Annotated in this window: 15 protein-coding genes; 10 read left to right on the top strand and 5 right to left on the bottom strand. The window is 75.6% G+C overall.

From position 1 onward, the window contains the following. Positions 1-4: 4 nt before the first annotated feature. Complete coding sequence (locus OUQ99_RS21885; RefSeq protein WP_267945670.1) at positions 5-1,147, bottom strand: NAD(P)/FAD-dependent oxidoreductase; 1,143 nt, start codon at positions 1,145-1,147, stop codon at positions 5-7. Continuing rightward, positions 1,135-2,418 (bottom strand): threonine synthase, encoded by a 1,284-nt coding sequence (locus OUQ99_RS21880; protein ID WP_267945669.1) that lies wholly within the window; start codon positions 2,416-2,418, stop codon positions 1,135-1,137. Before OUQ99_RS21880 ends, OUQ99_RS21885 begins: the two co-directional genes overlap by 13 nt. Before the next feature lie 365 nt (positions 2,419-2,783). Between OUQ99_RS21880 and OUQ99_RS21875 the strand changes: the two genes are divergently transcribed. From OUQ99_RS21875 to OUQ99_RS21830, 9 genes are all read left to right on the top strand, one after another. Continuing rightward, positions 2,784-4,103 (top strand): phenylacetate--CoA ligase family protein, encoded by a 1,320-nt coding sequence (locus OUQ99_RS21875; RefSeq protein WP_267950442.1) that lies wholly within the window; start codon positions 2,784-2,786, stop codon positions 4,101-4,103. Positions 4,104-4,142: 39 nt separating this feature from the next. Continuing rightward, positions 4,143-5,660 (top strand): class I adenylate-forming enzyme family protein, encoded by a 1,518-nt coding sequence (locus OUQ99_RS21870; RefSeq protein WP_267945668.1) that lies wholly within the window; start codon positions 4,143-4,145, stop codon positions 5,658-5,660. Positions 5,661-6,310: 650 nt separating this feature from the next. Then, the gene (locus OUQ99_RS21860) at positions 6,311-8,224 is read left to right on the top strand and encodes a hypothetical protein (RefSeq protein ID WP_267950588.1); all 1,914 of its coding nucleotides are present in this window, start codon (positions 6,311-6,313) and stop codon (positions 8,222-8,224) included. 116 nt (positions 8,225-8,340) lie between these two features. Then, positions 8,341-9,258: a carbohydrate kinase family protein gene (locus tag OUQ99_RS21855; protein WP_267945667.1), complete on the top strand. Its 918-nt coding sequence runs from the start codon at positions 8,341-8,343 to the stop codon at positions 9,256-9,258. A 230-nt stretch (positions 9,259-9,488) separates the two neighbouring features. After that, on the top strand, positions 9,489-10,511 hold the full coding sequence (locus OUQ99_RS21850) for a glucosyl-3-phosphoglycerate synthase (RefSeq protein ID WP_267945666.1): 1,023 nt from the start codon (positions 9,489-9,491) through the stop codon (positions 10,509-10,511). Then, on the top strand, positions 10,505-11,365 hold the full coding sequence (gene folP / locus OUQ99_RS21845; RefSeq protein ID WP_267945665.1) for a dihydropteroate synthase: 861 nt from the start codon (positions 10,505-10,507) through the stop codon (positions 11,363-11,365). Before OUQ99_RS21850 ends, folP begins: the two co-directional genes overlap by 7 nt. A gap of 16 nt (positions 11,366-11,381) precedes the next feature. Beyond that, entirely contained in the window at positions 11,382-12,071 is a 690-nt protein-coding gene (locus OUQ99_RS21840; RefSeq protein ID WP_346660254.1) for a hypothetical protein, read from the top strand. 82 nt (positions 12,072-12,153) lie between these two features. Beyond that, positions 12,154-12,945 carry a dihydrofolate reductase family protein gene (locus tag OUQ99_RS21835; RefSeq protein WP_267945663.1) on the top strand — a complete coding sequence of 264 codons (792 nt, stop codon included), beginning with the start codon at positions 12,154-12,156 and terminating at the stop codon, positions 12,943-12,945. 261 nt (positions 12,946-13,206) lie between these two features. Continuing rightward, positions 13,207-14,247 carry a hypothetical protein gene (locus tag OUQ99_RS21830; RefSeq protein WP_267945662.1) on the top strand — a complete coding sequence of 347 codons (1,041 nt, stop codon included), beginning with the start codon at positions 13,207-13,209 and terminating at the stop codon, positions 14,245-14,247. A 54-nt stretch (positions 14,248-14,301) separates the two neighbouring features. Here the strand turns inward: OUQ99_RS21830 and OUQ99_RS21825 are convergent, their stop codons facing one another. The 3 genes from OUQ99_RS21825 to OUQ99_RS21815 all read right to left on the bottom strand — a co-directional run bounded on the left by OUQ99_RS21825 (position 14,302) and on the right by OUQ99_RS21815 (position 17,151). Continuing rightward, the gene (locus OUQ99_RS21825; RefSeq protein ID WP_267945661.1) at positions 14,302-15,468 is read right to left on the bottom strand and encodes a PrsW family intramembrane metalloprotease; all 1,167 of its coding nucleotides are present in this window, start codon (positions 15,466-15,468) and stop codon (positions 14,302-14,304) included. Continuing rightward, a complete protein-coding gene (locus tag OUQ99_RS21820; RefSeq protein ID WP_267945660.1) occupies positions 15,465-16,079 on the bottom strand; it encodes a hypothetical protein in 615 nt (204 codons plus the stop codon). The genes OUQ99_RS21825 and OUQ99_RS21820 overlap by 4 nt, the downstream gene beginning before the upstream one ends. Positions 16,080-16,410: 331 nt before the next feature. Then, positions 16,411-17,151 (bottom strand): SDR family oxidoreductase, encoded by a 741-nt coding sequence (locus OUQ99_RS21815; RefSeq protein WP_267945659.1) that lies wholly within the window; start codon positions 17,149-17,151, stop codon positions 16,411-16,413. A 141-nt stretch (positions 17,152-17,292) separates the two neighbouring features. Between OUQ99_RS21815 and OUQ99_RS21810 the strand changes: the two genes are divergently transcribed. Continuing rightward, entirely contained in the window at positions 17,293-17,997 is a 705-nt protein-coding gene (locus tag OUQ99_RS21810) for a TetR/AcrR family transcriptional regulator (protein ID WP_267945658.1), read from the top strand. The last annotated feature ends 4 nt before the right edge of the window (positions 17,998-18,001 follow it).

Here is an 18,001-nt window from a genome sequence, read left to right as displayed (position 1 = left end):
TCTCCTACTGTGTCGCGTTCGCGGTCGCGTGGCGGGCTCCGGCGCCGGCCGGGGCCTCCGTGCCGAACCGGTCGGGTGGGAAGGGGGCGAGCAGGGGGTCGCGGCGGTCGTACACGATCTCCTCGGCGGCGAGCCTGCCCAGGAGCGGACCGAGCGTCGCCCCGCTGTGGCTGACGGCCTCGTAGTAGCCGGGCACGGCGTCCAGGAACCCGACGCTGGCGTGCCCGTCGGCCGGGTAGGCGCGCGTCCCGAGGCGCACCCGCTCCGGGCGGGCGCCGCGGAGGCCGGGCAGGACCGCGGCGGCGCGGCCGACCAGCTCGGCGAGGAGTTCGTCGAGCCGCCGGGCGCAGGGGCGGGCCGTGCCGATGCGGGCGTCGACGGCGTCCGACCGCACCAGGACGGAGTCCGGGCCCGACGGGCGGACGCTGACGTCCGGGCCCAGCAGCATGGCGTCCGTCGCACCGGCCAGGGGGAGGTCGGCCAGAAGGCCCAGGGTGGGCCCGAGGGTGAGCGGTCCGCCGACGAGTCCGGCGACCTCCTGTCCCTGCGCCCCGGCGGCGTTGACCACCACGTCGGTCTCCACCGTGCCTCCGTCGGCGAGGCCGACGGCGCGCACGGTTCCGTCCGCGTCGGTGCGCACCGCGGCGGCCTCCGCCCCGAACCGGACGTCCGCCCCGCGGCCCCGGGCCTCGCCGAGCAGCCAGGCCGCCATGGGGGGCAGGTCGACCCACCCCTCCTCTGGTAGGCGGGCGACCAGTGCCGGCAGTGCCGCGGGGCCGACCCCGGCCGGGAGCCCGGTGCGGGCCGGGTCCGCGCAGTGGGCCGCGTACCCCCACCCCGCCGCGGTGGCGGCGGCGTCCTCCAGGCGCGGCGGGTCCTCGCCCCAGACCAGGCTCGGGCACGGGTGGAACCCGGGGACGCCCCCGGCCCGCAGCCGGTGGAGCTCGCCCAGCCCGGCGCGGTTCAGCTCGAAGTAGGCCCGGGGCACCTTGCCGAACGCCGTGGCGCGGGAGAAGGAGGCCGCGCTCGTGACCGAGGCCGGGACCGGCTCCCGCTCCAGGACGGTCACGCGCGCCCCGGCGAGGGTGAGGTTCCACGCGACGGAGGCGCCGATGATCCCCCCGCCGACGACGGTCACCTTGCGCATGCGTCCTCCTCCGGTGTCGTCCGCGCGTCCTCGGCGGCCGGCGGCTCCCCGTCCCAGCCCACGGGTCCCTCGGGCCAGGACGCGTCCACGACGCGGTGGCGCGAGGGCGTCGGCCACCCGGTGCGGACGCCGCCGGTGAGGTTCACCAGGACCGGGGCGTCCGGGGGGAGCGTCCCCTCGCGCCGCATGCGCACCGTTCCGGCCAGGGCGGTCGCGCTGGCGTAGCAGACGCTCACCCCCTCGGTCTCCTCCAGCAGGTCGCGGGCCTCGCGGATCTCGGACTCGCCCACCGCGAGGATCCGGCCCCCGGTGGTGTCGCAGACGTAGCGGATGTAGGGATAGGTCCGGGTGGGGTCGCCACGCAGGATGGCCTCGGCGATGCCGTGCGGCTCCCTGACGACGTGCCGCTCGGAGATGGCGGACGCGCCCTCGCGGTAGGCCTGCGCCATGGGGGCGCAGCTCTCCTGCTGCACGGCCACGAACCGGGGGAGCGCGGACAGGCGGCCCAGGAAGCGGTACTCCAGGGCGCCCTTGTAGGCGCCGAGGAGGCCCATGCCGCTGCTGACCGCCTGGAACACGTACTCGGGCGGCGCGTCCATCTGGTCGAACGCCTCCAGGTAGGCCAGTTTCAGCCCCTCCCTGCGGGCGAGGTTGAAGAATCCGCCCTCGAAGAAGGCCCCGGTGCGGTCGGCGAAGCGGCGTGCGGCCGCACCCGCCGAGACGAAGTCCCCCTCCACCAGGTACGTCGAGACCGCGTCGTGGTCCGGGTAGTTGAGCCGGTGGCGGAAGCGCCGACCGCAGAAGAGCGCCATCTCGACCCCGTCGAGGAGCTGGACCCCGCGCGCGTAGGAGGTGGAGCTGTTGCCGGTGGAGGCCATCACGAACCGCTTCACGCCGAGTTCGGCGAGGCGGGACAGTCCCACGGAGGCGATGCGGTCCTTGGTGCTGAGCGTCGGGTTGGCGCTCTCGTCCTTGAGGACGAGACGGGAGAGCCCGACGCGTCGGCCGAACTCCTCGGCGGGGAAGCACGGCGTGTCCCCCTCGCCGAGCCAGGTGGCGCTGTCCCGGGAGCGCAGGGGGAGCAGGTCGAAGTAGGTCTGGAGGGGGTTGTGTCCCTTTTCTAGGGATACGGAACCGAGGTCATGAATGGCGTCGACGGCTCCGCCGCATTCGCCGCAGCGGTTCGCCGGGCCGTCGTCCTTCAACCGGCCGCAGACCACGCACGCCAGTGAGAAGCCGCTTCCCCGGCGGATGGACGAGGAATCTCTCATGAGTGCTTCGTAGTGCAGGTTGAACCCCATGGGAACCTTCCGATGGTGGTGCCTGGAGACTGTCCGAAAACGCTGTGGGGCACTCGGGTGAGCGGTGCGAGGAAAGGGGCCCGTCGTTCCCGGTGGCGAGGGGGTTCGACGTGGAGTGTGTCGAATTAGTCGGTTATATACCCTCGGGGAGGAGGCCGAAGGGGTACAAAATAATTGTTTCCCTGTAATCGCCGACGGGAATCATTCCTCCGGAGATTTTCTGACGGACGACGACTCGCCCTGGTCGAGCCCCCCCGGTAAGGGAAAGAACGCACATGATCAACGGTGTTTTTCCGGGTGTCGGAGAATGGTCCGATTTCGACGGTTTGAAAGGAATGTGGGAGGAGCGGATTCCCGAGGCGCTCCGCCGGGCCGGCCGGAGCGACTTCTACCGCGGGCGCCTCGGCGACGACCTCCCCGGGGGGTTGGCCGACCTGGAGGGCCTGCCGCTCACCACCAAGGACGACCTGCGCGCGAGCTACCCCTTCGGGATGGTCGCGGTCCCGCGCCGCGCACTCGTCTCGTACCACGAGTCGAGCGGGACGTCCGAGGGGGCGCCCACCGCCTCCTTCCACACCGGGGCCGACTGGGCGGAGATGCTCGACCGCTTCGGCCGGAACAGGCTGGGCATGGCCGACACGGACACCGTGCTGGTCCGCGTCCCGTACGCGATGGTCACCATCGCGCACCAGGTGCACGCCGCGGCCCGGGCGGCCGGGGCCCTGGTGGTGCCGGCCGACGCGCGCTCCACGGCCATGCCCTTGCCCCGCGTCCTGCGGCTGCTGCGCGACCTGCGCGTCACCGTGGCCGCGGCCCTGCCCACCGAGCCGCTGCTGTGGGCCGCCTGCGCCCGCCTGGCCGGGGAGTCCCCCCGCGCCCACGCCCCCGGCCTGCGCGCCCTGCTGAGCGCGGGGGAGCCGCTCAGCCCGGCCCGGCGCCGCCGAATCGAGGAGCTGTGGGGCTGCGCGGTCCACCTCAGCTACGGCAACTCCGAGTGCGGGTCCAACCTGGGCGGTGAGTGCCCCGAGGGGAACCTCCACCTGTGGGCCGACCGCTACCTGCCGGAGGTCCTCGACCCCGCGACCGGGACCGCCTCCTTCGAGGGGCGGGGGCGGCTGGTCCTGACGACCCTGTTCCGCGAGGCGATGCCGCTGGTGCGCTACGACACCGGTGATCTCGTGGAGCTCTCCTACGGCGGCTGCCCCTGCGGCTGGGCCCTGCCCCGGGTGCGGGTGGCCGGGCGCTGGGACCACGGCGTCTCCCTGCGGGGGCGCCGGGAGCGGGTGTTCTCCTCGGACGTGGAGGAGGCCGTGTTCTCCCTGCCGTCCGAACTGGGGGTGCTCTTCTGGCGGGCCGTCGAGGACGAGGGGGTCCTCCGCGTGCGCGTCGAGGCGGGGGACGGCGCCGCCGGGGAGGTCTCCGCGGCGCTGGCCGGCGAGGTCGAGAGGGTCCTGGGCGTCGGACCCGAGGTCGAGGTGGTGCCCGCCGGGACCCTCGTGCCGCTGGAGGAGCTGACCCGGCGGTCGTTCACCGCCAAGCCCCGGTACCTGTCCCCGGCGGGCGCGTCGGCGGGGACGGGGGCGATGTACCAGGGGCCCGCGCCGGAGGCCGTCGCCCGGGGCTCCGAACCGGAGCCGCACACGGCCCGCCCCTGAGGCCGGTGTCCTGCCGTACCAGAGGAGAAGGAACCCCCCATGACCATGACAGTGCTGGAAGCCCTTGCCGCCGACCGTGACCGCGTCGCCTTCCTGGACGGGCAGGGGGAGGTGACCGCCGGGGAGGCGCTGGACCTCGTGTACAGGGTCGCCCGCGCACTCCTCGACGGAGGCCTGGGACCGGGGCGCACAGCTGTCCTCCTGGGGCCGGCGAGCACGCGGCTGTACGTGGTCTCCCACGCGGTCGAACTCGTGGGCGCGGCGCAGATGGACGTCCCCGCGGCCCTGCCCCCCGGGGAGCGGGCGCGGCTCGTGGCGGAGTGCGGGGCGACGGCCGTGGTCGCCGACCCCGGAGCCGTCGTCGGGGCCGCCGCCGGCCTCCCCGGCGTCCGGCTCTGGACACTGGCGCCCTCGGAGGCGGGGAAGGACCTGTTCGAGGCCTGCCGACGACACTCGGCCCTGCCCTTCGGGTCGCTGGCGCGCCCGGGCGATCCGCGCTCGATCGGCCTGACGAGCGGTTCCACCGGGCGGTCCAAGGCGGTGGTGCGGCGCTTCCGCTCCGACCCCGGCTCCAACGCCTCGTGGCTCGCGCGCCTCCTCGCCGGTGCGGACGGCCCGGTGCGCACGCTCCTCACGGACCGGCTCGTCGGCCCGATCCGGGCCCTCGGCGACGCCACCGTGATCACCGGGGGCCGGGTCGCCTCCCTCGCGGACTGCGAACCGGACTCCCTTCGCGCCGCGGTACGGGAGCACGGGATCACCCACACGGCGATACCGGCCACCTACCTGCGCCCCCTGCTGGACCACCCGGACACGGCCGACGCGGACCTGTCCTCCCTGCGCTGCGTCGTCACCGGCGGAGGGCCCGTCAGCCCCGCGCTGCTCAGGCGGGCGACGGCCCGGCTGGGGCCGGTCGTGCACTGCTCCTACGGGCAGACCGAGGCGGGGCACATCGCCTGGCTGGCCCCGGAGGACTACGCCGACGGGAGCGGGGAGGCCGTGCGCAGCTGCGGCCGTCCGATCCCCGGGGTGCGGGTCGAGGTCCGCGACCCCGCCGGGCGGGCGCTCGGCGTGAACGAGCGGGGCCGGGTGTGGGTGCGCACGCCCCTCCTGATGGACGAGTACCTGGGGCGGCCGGAGGAGACCGCGCGCGTGCTCCGGGACGGGTGGCTGGACACCGGGGACGTCGGACGCCTCGGTGAGCAGGGCCTGCTCACCCTGCTGGGACGGGCGAGCGGTGCCGTGGTGGTCGGCGGCGAGACCGTCTTCACCGCCGAGGTGGACGCCCTCCTCCAGGAGCATCCGCACGTGCTCGACGCGGCCGCCTTCGACGTCCGCGGCGAGGACGGCGTGACCCTGCACGCCGCGGTGGTCGTCGCGCCGGGCGCCGAGCCCGCGGAGTCCGAGCTGAGGGAGCTGGTCCGGGGGCGGCTCGGACCGAACCACGTGCCCTCGTCGGTCATGTTCGTGCCGCGCATCCCGCAGACCCCCGCCTACAAGGTGTGCCGGGAGACGCTGCGGAGCTGGCACGCCTCCCCGCCCGCCCCGGCGGGATGACCCGCGGCGCGGCCCGGCGCGCATCCCCTCGCGCCGGGCCGCCGCCGCGCCGTCCTGCCTCCGTCCGGCACTGAACGGGGCGCACACCGGTGTCGGCGCGTGGTTCCGGAGGGGTGGAGAGGGGAGGGGGCCGTCTTCCGGGCCTGTGCGGATCAGAACCTGGAAAAGGATGGATCGTCCGCATCCGGTATTCACCCTCGTGGGGGTTCTCGTGTGGTTTCCGGGCTCTTTCGCGGGAATGCGGTGCGGGGATCGCGGATTCCTGTCGGCGTTCCCACTGTCTCCGGAACGGTGCGTGCGGTGCTGTCTCCAGGGCGGGTGCGGGCGGGGGCGACATCTCCCCGGGCCGCTACGGCGCCCCGGTGGGAGAGCACACGGCGGGCGTCCAGGACCGGCGCGACGGGGCGGAGGGCGCACTGCTCGCCGCCGCCCTGGCCCGGGGCCGGACGACGCGGACCGCACCGCCGCGGGGTGAGGGCGCGTGCCCGTGTGACCGCCGGGCCCCGACCCCTGGAGGCCCGCGCCCCCCCGGGCCCGGTCCGTGGGCGCCCGGGCCGGAGCCCCCCGCGCGGGGCGTTCCGTTAGGTTGTCGTCCGGCATGGCGGACGGCGCGGACGCGAGCGCGCGAGGGAACCGGGCGAGGAGCACGAGTGAACGGCGACGAGCGGCCGGAGGGCCCCGGGACCGCACAGAACCCCGCGGAGCCCCGGAGGGGAGTGGTCCCCGGGGCGTCCACGGAGCCCCGGCGGCTCGGGGAGGGCGCCCGGTTCGCCGGACCGGGGGAGCCGGAGGCGCCACCTGTGCCGGAGACCCCCGGCCGACGGGGCAGGAGCGTCGTCGCCTGGGCCGGACTCGGGCTGCTGGCGGGCGCGGCCGCCCTGGCGGTGTGGGGCTTCTTCGGCGGGCTCCGGAGCGCGCCCCGCGAAGAGGTCGCCGGCGTCTGGCTCCTGGTGCCGCTCCTGGCCGCGGTGCTCCTGGCATGGGCGGCCCGCATGGCGGTGCGTGTGCTCGACGAGGGCGACCTGCCCGTGCGAGGGTGGGCCGTCACCGTGCTGGCGGCGGTCTCGGCGGGCCTGGCGTTCCTGGCCTTCACGGCCTTCCCCCGCGACTCCTTCCTCGCCACCGCGGGCGCACCGGAGACCTACGCCCCCTCCCAGCGCGCGACGGTCCTGTGGCTCGCCCTCTGCCTCACCTCCCTGGGCGGCCTCCTGCTGGCGGCCGCCCCCACGTGGCCCTCGCCCCGGCGGTGGGGCCGCCTGCTGCTGGGCTTCCCCGCCGGGGTCCTGGCCGCGGCGGTCGCCGGGGCCCTCGTCCCTGTCGCCGTGCTCCCGTCCGTGCTGCACACCGTGGCCGGGCCGGGGGGCCCCGCTCCGGAGCCGCCGACGGTCACACGGGTGGGGTGGACCTGGAACCCGCCCCCGGCTGCGCGGATCCAGGACGTGGTCCGCGGCAGCCGCGGAGCGCTGGTCGTCCTGGACGACGGGGTGGTCGCCCTGGACGGGGCGACGGGCGAGGAGCTGTGGAGCTACCGGCTCCCGTACGCGGACGGTGTGGCGGGCGGCGCCGTCGACGGCGGGGCGTACGTCACGTACACGGAGGCCCCGGAGGGGGACGCCGCCGGTCCCGCGGACCCGGTCACCGTGCTGCTGGACCCGGGGACCGGAGAGGTCGCCGGCCGGTTCGCGCTCTCCGAGGAGGACCGGGAGGAGTACGCGGGCTGGAACGCCGGCCTGCGCCTGCGCTGGGACGGCCCCGCCCTGTCCGGCCGCTCGGTCGACGGACGCGAGGAGCTGTGGTCCCACACCCCGGCCGGCGTTCCCGGTCGGAACTGCCTCGGGGACGAGGCGCGGATGGCGGGGGACCGTGTCGTCTTCGTCCACGCGTGCCTCGTGCCGGAGGGGGGAGGCGCGGGCACGTACGCGGTCGTCGGCCTGGACGCCGGGGACGGCACCGAGGTCTGGCGGCACGAGTGGGAGACCGCGGAGGGGGAGAAGGTCCCCTTCCTGAGCGTGCCTCCGACGGGCGGGGGAGCCCCCGTGGTCCTGCTGACCCGCTGGGGCGGAAGCAGGCACCATCCGCCCGCGTTCCTCGACCTGGACTCGGGGGAGGAGGTCGCCGCACTGCCCGAGGAGGCACGGGAGTCGGAGCACGTGTCCGTCTTCGAGGACGACGTGCTGCTCGCCGACACCGGCGGGGCCGTGGTCCGTGTGGACGACTGGACCGAGGAGGAGGTGCTCAGGGTCCGGGTGCTCGGCGCGGGCACCGCGGAGGTGACGGACTACGTCCTCGGCTCGGGGGCCGAAGGAGTGGTCCTCCCCCTGGCCGACGCGGTCCTGCTCCCGCGCATGGCATGGACGGGCCTCTCCAGCGGGACGGTCCCCGACATCATGGTGGTGCCCTTCGGGGACAGCGTCACCGAGGAGGGGGCGGAGGGCGTCCCCGTGGGCGTGCGCGACCCCCGCGGCCGCGAGTACGACTACAAGAGCCTCGACCTGGTCGCCGTCCCCGGGGCGGTGGCCGTCCACGCGGAGGGCGCCGACCGGGTGGAGGGGCTCGTCCCCTGAGGCTGTGGAAGAGTGTTCCCGGCATACCGGGAACCCCTCCCCGAAGACCCGCCCGGGCTCCGGCGGCCGGGCCCCGGCAGACCCGGACCCCCGACACGGAACACCCTGGAGGCAGCATGGCGACCGCACCCGTCCACGACGTCCTGGTGGTGGGCGGCGCCGGGGTGGACACCGTCGTCCGCGTCGACGCCCTGGAGGTGCCCCCGGGCGACTCCGTGTCCGTCCCGCCGGCGCACGACTACGTGGGCCACACCGGGAACGGGGTGGCGCTCGGCTGCCACGCGCTGGGTCTGGCGGTGAAGTTCGTGGACTTCCTCGGGGACGACGTCCAGGGCCGCATGGTCCTGGAGCGCTACGCCGGACTCGGCCTGGACTTCGAGCACGTCGTCTCCCCGCACGGCACCCCCCGCGGGATCAACCTGGTGGACCCCGGGGGGCGGCGCTTCTCCTTCTACGACGGCCGCCACCCCGCCGACCTGCGCCTGCCCCGCGAGTTCTACCTGCCCCACCTGGAGCGCGCCGCCCACGTGCACCTGTCCATCGTCAACCACAACCGCGACGTGTACGAGGACCTGGAGGGGCTGGAGGCCACCAGCTCCACCGACCTGCACGACTGGGACGGGGAGAACCCCCACCACCTGCACTACGCCCTGCGCTCGGACCTGGTGTTCATGAGCGCGGCGACGGTTCGCGACCGGGTCGGCGAGGTGCTGCGCGGCATCCTGGACCGTGGCCGCGCCCGCCTGGCCGTGGCCACCGACGGGGCCGAGGGCTGCCACGTGCTCGTGCGCGGCGAGGAGGGGCCCCGGCACTTCCCCGCGGTGCGGCCCGAGCGCCCCGTCGTGGACACCAACGGGGCGGGGGACGCCTTCGTGTCGGGGTTCCTGCACGCCTATCTCGGCGGCGCCCCGGTGGAGGAGTGCGTGCTGGCCGGCTCCGTGGCCGGGGCCTTCACGTGCGGGAGCGCGGGGACCCACAGCGACTTCGTCGACCGCGACGGCATGGAGCGGCTGGTCGCCGCCGCGCGCCCCTGAACCGTACTGAGCGGTCCCGACCGCTCCGCACGGGGGTGCCCCCGCTGGCGGACCGGGCGCGCGGGCGTCCGGCCCGAAGGGAGCGCGGCCTCCGCCGACGGGTCGCGCCCGCCGCACCGGCCCCCCGTGAGCCACCCGTCACAGAGCGCGGGGATTTCACACCCGAATTCACGTCCTGGCCGGTCCCCCGCACGGAACGTGCCCTAGGGTTGGCCGCTGGGGAGGCTTCAGTGGAGAACGCGTGGTTCGGACGTCGCACGTACCGGTCCTCGGACTGGTCGGTCGAGCGGCTGGTCGAACTCAAACACCGGGGGCGCGGCACGGTCAGCCTGGTGCTGCCGGCGCGCGACGAGGCCGAGACCGTCGGGGGGATCGTCGCCCGGGTCCGCCGGGAGCTGGTGGAGGACGCGCCCCTCCTGGACGAGATCGTCGTCATGGACTCCGATTCCGCCGACGACACGGCCGCCGTGGCCCGCGAGGCCGGAGCGACCGTCCACCGCGTCGGCGACGTCCGGCCCGACCTCGGCCACCACCGGGGCAAGGGCGAGGCGATGTGGAAGTCCCAGTTCGTGACCTCCGGCGACATCGTCGCCTTCCTGGACGCCGACCTCGTCGAGTGGGGCACCCACTTCGTGTCCGGGCTGCTCGGCCCCCTGCTCACCCAGCCGGGCGTGTCCCTGGTCAAGGGCTTCTACGACCGCGTCCTGGACCTGTCCGGGGACGGCGGGGGCGCCGGGGGCGAGGTCTCCTACGAGGGCGGCCGGGTCACCGAACTCGTCGCCCGCCCCACCATCGCCCTGCGCTGGCCCGCGCTCTCGGGTGTCGTGCAGCCGCTGTCGGGGGAGTGGGCCGTGCGCCGGGACCTGTTCTCCCAGCTGTCCGTGCCGACCGGCTACGGCGTCGAACTCGCCGTCCTGGTCGACACCCACCTGCGGCGCGGCGTGGACGCCGTCGCCCAGGTGGACCTGGGGCGCCGGGCCCACAGGCACCAGTCGCTGCGCGACCTGGGGGCCATGGCCACCGAACTCCTCGCGGTAGCCGACCGCCGCTCCGGCCTCGACCGGGTCTCCGACCGGGTCGAGCTCCGGCAGTTCGGCTCCGGGGAGGGGCGGGGGGCGCCTCTCGCGACCGAGGTCAGCGTCGTGGAGCGCCCGCCGGCGGCCGATGTGGGGGCGCAGGAGCCGCGGGCGGGCGGCGGGACCGGGCGCGCGGTGCTCCCGGACGGACTGGAGGGGGTGATCGGCCGGTGTTGAGACTGCGGGGCCGGGAGTACGGCGCGGACACGGCGCTGGTCATGGCGATCGTCAACCGCACACCCGACTCCTTCTACGACAAGGGCGCCACCTGGGACGACGGTCCCGCGTTCGAGCGCGTGCGCAGGGTCGTCGACGAGGGCGCCGACATCGTGGACATCGGCGGGATCAAGGCGGCCCCGGGGGAGGAGATCGGCGCGGACGAGGAGAAGCGCCGGATCGTGGACTTCGTGGCCGGGGTCCGGGCCGAGTTCCCCGACCTGGTCATCAGCGTGGACACCTGGCGGGCGTCCGTGGGCCGGGCGGTGTGCGAGGCAGGGGCCGACCTGCTCAACGACGCCTGGGGCGGGTACGACCCGGGGCTGGCGGAGGTCGCGGCCGAGTTCGGCGTCGGCCTGGTGTGCACCCACACGGGGGGCGTCACCCCGCGCACCCGGCCGCACCGGGTGCACTACGAGGACGTGGTGCGCGACGCCGTCGACCGCACCGTCGCCCTGGCCGAGCGCGCGGTGTCCCTGGGGGTGGACCCGGCGTCGGCCCTCATCGACCCGGCGCACGACTTCGGCAAGAACACCTGGCACTCCCTGGAGCTGACCCGGCGCCTGGGCGAGATGACCTCGACCGGGTGGCCGGTGCTGGTGTCGCTGTCCAACAAGGACTTCGTCGGCGAGACCCTCGACCTGCCGGTGGGCGAGCGCCTGACCGGGACGCTCGCGGCGACCGCGGTGTGCGCCTGGCTGGGCGCGCAGGTCTACCGGGTCCACGAGGTGGTGGAGACCCGGCAGGTGCTCGACATGGTCGCCGCCATCCGCGGGGTCCGACCCCCTGCGCGCACCGTGCGGGGGCTGGCGTGAGGAGTCGTCCTTGATCGTGGGAACCGTGGTCTGCCCGCATCCGCCCCTGCTGCTGCGCGAGCTCACCGGGGGCCAGGACGTGGCTGCCGAGCTGCGCAAGGCGTGCACGGAGGCCCTGGGGGCGCTGACCGCACTCACACCGGACGTGGTCGTGGTGGTCGGCGGGCACGACGCCCCGGGCGAGCACGCCGGGGGCGCGGTGCCGGTCCGGGGGTTCGGCGGGACGGGAGAGCGGGCGCCCCGGGAGCGGGCGCTGCCGCTGAGCCTGGGCGTGGCACGCCGGCTGCTCGACGGGGCCGGGTACTCCGGGCCGGTGGAGATGCTGACGGTGGCCTGGGACGCGTCCGCCGCCGAGACGGAGGCCGCGGGGGCGCGGATCGCCGGGCGGAGCGGCCGGGTGGGCCTGCTCGTCATGGGCGACGGCGGGGCCCGGCGCGGGCTCAGGGCCCCCGGGTACCTGGACGAGCGCGCCTTCGGTTTCGACGAGGGGATCCGCCGGTCGCTGGCGGCGGGGGACTGGACCGGCCTCCTCGGTCTGGACCCCGGGCCGGCGGAGGAGCTGATGGTGGCGGGCCGGGCGGCGTTCCAGGTCATGGGGCACGCGGTGGCCTTCAGCGGGACCCTGGTGCGGCCAGAGCTCCTCTACGCCGACGACCCGTTCGGCGTCATGTACTTCGTGGCGACGTGGCTGCGCGGGACGGGATGAGCCGCGCGGCGCCCGCCGTCCACGGCTCCTCCCCGAGCGCGGCGACGACCCGCCAGGGAGCCGAGACCCCGGAGGCACCGTCGTGCGCCTGCTGTTGAACGACGCCCTGCCCGGGGTCGCCGCCCCGGGCGAACGCCTGGACGCGGCGGCGCTGGAGGGGCTCTACGCCCACCCGGGCGGGACGGGCCGCCCCTGGGTGCGGGCGAACATGGTCGCGACCCTGGACGGCGCGGCGGCGGGCGGCGACGGTCGGACGGGGACCATCAACACCCCCGCCGACCGGCTGGTGTACACGCTGCTCCGCGACCTGGCCGACGTCGTGCTGGTCGGGGCCGGAACCGCCCGCGTCGAGGGGTACCGGCGCCCGCGCCCCCGCACCGGGGACCGGGCGGCGCGCGCCGTTGCCGGGGGCCGTGCGGCCTGCCCCGAACTGGCCGTGGTCAGCCGGACGGCCGCGGTGCCGCCGCTGCTCGCGGCGGACCCCGGGGGCGGAGCCGACGGGGACCGGGGCGGCGTGCTGATGGTGACCTGCGCGGCCGCGGGCGCCGAGGCGATCGGGCTGGCCCGGAGGACCCTGGGCGCGGACCGGGTCCTGGTGGCGGGCGGCGACTCCGTCGACCTGCCCGCCGCCGTCGGGGCGCTGGCCGCGCGCGGTCTGCCCCGGGTCCTGTGCGAGGGCGGTCCGCGCCTGCTCGCCGACGTGGCCGCCGCCGGACTGCTGGACGAGCTGTGCCTCACCGTGGTCCCCGCCCTGGCGGGCGGCGCCGAGCAGCGCATCGCCGTGGGCGCCGTCGCCGACCGCCTGTTCACGCCCCGGGTGCTGATCGAGTCCGAGGGCACGCTGCTCCAGCGCTGGACCCGCCCCGGGGCCTGACCTCGGCCCCGCCGCCCGCGTGCGGTGTCTCCGGCCGCGCGGAGGGACGGCTCGCGCGTGTGCGCTCACGCCGCCCGCGTGGTGGCAGGGGTGCGGGTCCGCGGGGGACGGGCCCCTCCGAAGGGCGCCGCCCGCGCGGTGGTGCGTCCACCACCGCGGGGTGGGGGTGGGTCCCGGATCGGAGTGGTGTGAGCAGGATTGAGAGGCCGAAGGGGCTTCGGAAGACTCGTCCCGTCGACCTCTTCTCCCGGAAAGACCCTGATGAACAGCACGTTCTCCCCCGCTCCTACCCCCGCTTCCGGTCCGGCCCCGGAGGCCCCCGGTCCGCCGGAGGCCCCGTCCCCGCCGGACGTGCCCCGCCGGTGGCACCGGCCGCTCGTGTGCTTCGCGGCGTTGTGCGGACTGCTCGCCCTCGCCACGTGCGTGGGCATGGTCGTCGACGGCCGCACGCTCCTGGGGGAGTCCGTCTGGCTCAAGCCGTTCAAGTTCGCGGTCTCCTTCGGCCTGTACTGCCTCACCCTCGCCTGGATGTTCAGCCTGTTCCCGCGCTGGCGCCGCACCCTGTGGGTCCTGGGCACGGCTGTGGCGGCCGCCTGTCTGGTGGAGACGGTCGCGATCTTCCTCCAGGCCGGGAGGGGGACGCGCAGCCACTTCAACTTCTCCACCGAGTTCGACGCGGCGGTCCAGCAGATGATGGGCAACGGCGCGGTCGTGCTGTTGCTCGGCACCCTGGCCATCGGTCTCCTGCTCCTGGTCCAGAAGCGGGTCGACCGGCCCCTGTCCTGGGCGATCCGCCTGGGGGTGTTCCTGTGCGTGGCGGGGATGGCGATCGGGCCGATGATGACTCAGCCCACGCCGGACCAGCACCGGGCGGAGGAGTCCGGCGTCGAACTGCAGACGATGGGCGCGCACAGCGTCGGTGCCCCGGACGGCGGCGAGGGCGCTCCCGTGACCGGGTGGAACGCGGAGAGCGGCGATCTGCGCGTGCCGCACTTCGTCGGGTTGCACGGGATGCAGGTCGTGCCACTGGTGGCGCTGGGCCTGGCCGCGGCGTCGCGGAGGGTTCCGGTGCTGAAGGGGGAGGGTGTGCGCACGGCGCTGGTGGTCGTGGCCGGTGCGGGCTACGCCGGGTCGTTCGCGCTCCTCACCCACCAGGCGCTGCGCGGGCAGGCACTGTTCCAGCCCGACGCGCTTACCCTGGGGCTGGGCGGTGGGCTCGCGGCGGTCGTCGTCCTGCTCGGAGCGGCCGTGTACGCGGTCGCCGCACACCGTGCCCGGTCAGGCGGGCCCGGCACGGCCTGACCTCCGCCCCGCCGCCCCGCGTCCGCACGGAAGCGGGACGGCGGTGCGGCCGGGTCAGACGGAGTGTCCGGCGTACAGCGCAGCCCGGTCCTCGGCGGCCCGCACCATCCGGTCCTGCCGGTCCCAGACGGCCGGCTGCTCCGGCTGCGCGACCCGCTGGAGTTCGCGCCGCCGCCCGTGCCGCGTGGCCAGGGCCACGGCCGCCGACCTGCGCATCCCGAGCTCTTCCGCCTCCGAGCCCAGCGCGTCGCGCACCCGGCGCCGGTAGGCGCGCCGCACGGTGAGGTACACGGCCATCGTCGTCGCGAAGATGACGGCGACCTTGGCCAGGACGCCGAGGACACCGCTGAACAGGGGCGCGTCCAGGAGCCAGTGCAGCGCCATCGCGAGCGCCACCAGGAGGGCGGCGCACACCGCCCGGCGGGTCCTCGGCCGCCAGCCCACCGCGGCGAGCAGGCCGACGGCGGTGCCCGCGACGGCCGACATCGCCCAGTGGGATCCCGGGCCGGTCAGCCCCACCCGGATGACGGCGGTCTGCACCACGGGGGCGAGGCCGCCGGTCCCGCCCGCCATGAGCACCGCGTTCATCGAGTAGATGAAGTTCTCCGTCACCTCGAACCCCAGGCCCACCAGGGAGCCGATCGCGAAACCGTCCACGGGCCCGCGCACGGAGGTCGGGAAGGCGACCGCGACGAGCACGATCCCCGCCAGTTTCAGCACCTCCTCGTTGAGCGGCGCGGTCAGCGCGGCGCCCCAGACCCCCGCCAGGTCCAGTCCCAGGCCCTTGGCCCAGACCGCCCCCAGGCCGCCGTTGGCGACGACCCCGGCGCCGGTCGCCGCGAACAGGCCCCAGGCCACCGCGACCACGGACGCGTCCGCGTCGGGCTCCCGCACGGGGCGGATGCGGCGCAGCACCCAGAACCCGAAGGCCAGGGTCACGATGCCGAGCGCCGCGGCCAGGAGCGCCTCGGGGAGGAAGGCCCGCACGGGGAGCGCCATCTGCAGCGCCAGGTAGAGCAGTCCGGCCAGGCACAGCACGGTGATCAGGACGAGCGAGGCCAGGGCCGGCAGCCGCCGGCCGCGCGCGGACCCCCCGTCGCCGGGCCGCGGCGCGGGGACGCGCCGGGGGCCCGGAGTGGTGTGGGGCGAACGGCGTGGGGACGGCACCGTCCCCCGGTCGGTGGCGGCCGGGGCGGGCCGGTCGTCGGGTGCGTGGTTCATGCGGCTCCCTCCCTGGTGAACGAGACGGACCGGACGACGTCGGCGACCGCGGCGAGGTCGGCCGTCGTCGCGTCCTGCCCGGCGAGCGTCATCTCCACGGCGAAGCGGCCGTCGGGGGAGGGGTAGACGACCGCCGCGCCCTGCTGGGAGTCGCTCTTGAGGGTGCCTGTCAGCCCCTCGGCCCCGTCCTCGGTCGAGATCGCCTCCGGTTCGCTCAGCCGTGCCGACGCCTCGCCCGCGCGGGCGACCCGGCGCATGCCGTCCCACAGCTCCTCGGCGGTGGGCGGCGGCGAGGTCGTGGGGGTGACGGAGTTGAGCGTCAGCTGCACGGGGCCGCGGTCGAAACGGTAGACCTGCCCGGCCTGGCTGGCGCCGGTGTCCAGGAGCCAGCCGTCCTGGGGGAAGGTCAGGGACGCCCGGTACTCCCCCGCGGCGCCGACGGTCACGGGTTCGCCGGAGGGGACGGTCTCCGAGCCGGGCAGGAGCGCGTTGACCAGCGGCCAGCCCACGACGAGGGCGGCGACCGCGGCGGCGGCCAGCCCCAGTGGGACCCAGTTGCTCAGGGATCCGCGCTCCTGCGCGCGCGGGCCGTCCCCTGTCGCCTCCGTCATGGCGCCCCCTCCGTCGCTCACGGTGAACCCTCACCGCCAGCGAAACACCCGGGGGTGCGGTGCGGGGCGGCCCACGGGCGACTTGGCGCACGTTTACGGCGATTTCACCAATCACGGAGCTTCCTGGGCGAAACGGGCCCGTGGGTCCGGCCGTGGCCGCCTCTCCGGGCCGGGTCTGCCCGCCGCTCTCCTGGCCGCTTCGGGCCATGGCGGGTCCGCCCGGACCGGGTCCGCCGACTGCCCGCCGCCGGCTCCGCCTCGCGCGCCGCCGGGGCGCCCGTCCCCGGGCGGTGCGGGGTCCGCGCACGCCCGGGCCGGGGGCCGCCGGGGGTCAGGCGATGCCGCCGTTGGCGTAGACGGTCTGGCCGTTGATCCAGCGCCCCGGGCCGGCCAGGAAGGCGACCGACTCGGCGATGTCCTCGGGCAGGCCCAGGCGCTCCAGCGGGGGTTGGGCGGCGAGCCGGTCGACGGTCTCCCGGTCCTTGCCCTCCAGGAACAGCGGGGTGGCGGTGGGGCCGGGGGCGACGGCGTTGACCGTGACGTCGCGTCCCCGCAGTTCGCCGGCGAGGACCGGGGTGAGGGCGTCCACGGCGGCCTTGCTCGCCGCGTACCCCGCGTAGCCGGGGAAGGCGAGCTTGACGACCGAGGACGAGAAGGTGATGACCGCTCCTCCCCGGCGGACGCGGCGGGCCGCCTCGCGGGCGACCGCGAACGTGCCGCGCACGTTGGTGCGCAGGAGGTCGTCGAGGTCGTCCAGGTCCTGCTCCGCGACCCGGGCCAGCCTGAGCACCCCGGCCGTGTGGGCCACGACGTCCACCCCGCCGAAGGCCCTCTCCGCGGTGTCGAAGAGCGCCTCGACCTGGTCGGCGTCGGCGACGTCGGCACGGGCCGCGAGGGCCCGGCCGCCCCGGCCGGTGATGGAGGCGACGGTCTCCTCGGCGCGTCCGGCGTTTCCCGCGTAGTGCACCACGACGGACATCCCGTCGCGGGCGAGGCGTTCGGCGACGGCGCGCCCGATGCCGCCGGAGGCCCCGGTGACGAGGGCGACCCGGTGGGTGTTCTGGGTGTCCATGGTGCTTCCCCTGGCTTGTATCGGTGTTCCGATTTCCTGTTATCGACGATAACATCAGAAGCGTACCCGAGATACGTGTTTTACGTAACTCTGGTATCGCCAGGGGGGCGCGCGGGTGCGCGGAGTGGCTATCCTCGGCACGTGGACACGCGCACGCAGATGCTCGAAGCGGCCGAACGCCTGCTCGACGACTCGCCCGACCGGGACATCGCGACCCGGGCGGTGTGCGAGGCCGTCGGTGTGGGCGCCCCCGTCCTCTACCGGCTCTTCGGGGACAAGAACGGTCTGCTCAGCGCGCTCGTGGACTACGGCTTCGAGCGCTACCTGGGCGCCAAGCGCTCGGCCGGGCACACGGAGGACCCCGTCGCGGACCTGCGCCGGGGATGGGACGCGCACAACGGCTTCGCCCTGGCCCACCCGGCCGTCTACCGGCTGATGTTCTCCCCGCACCTCGCGCAGGTGCCGGGTGCGTCGAAGGAGGCGTTCTCCCTGCTGGAGCGGACCCTCGTCCGCTGTGCGGCGGCCGGTCGCCTGCGGGTCGGGCCCCACCGCGCCGCCCAGGCGATCATGTCCGCCAACGTCGGCGTCGCCCTGAGCATGGTCAGCCAGCCCGACGTCTACACCGACCCCGGCCTGTCCCACCGCGTCCGTGACGCCGTCTTCGCCGGCCTGCTCACCGAGGACCCCGTCCCCGGGGACGACGACCCCGCGGAGCCGGGGGCGGGCGCCGCCGCTCTGCGGCTGGCCGCCCTGCTGTCCGACGGCTCGGACGCGCTGACCGGCGCGGAGTCGGCCCTCCTGCGCGAATGGCTCGACCGCATCGCCGCGGGCGCCCCCCGCGCGTAGCCCC

This window comes from Streptomonospora nanhaiensis (assembly GCF_026642255.1).
Taxonomy (GTDB): Bacteria; Actinomycetota; Actinomycetes; order Streptosporangiales; family Streptosporangiaceae; genus Nocardiopsis; species Nocardiopsis tropica.
The sequence above is the reverse complement of the archived record's forward strand: the minus strand, read 5'-3'. Positions and strand labels throughout refer to the sequence as shown.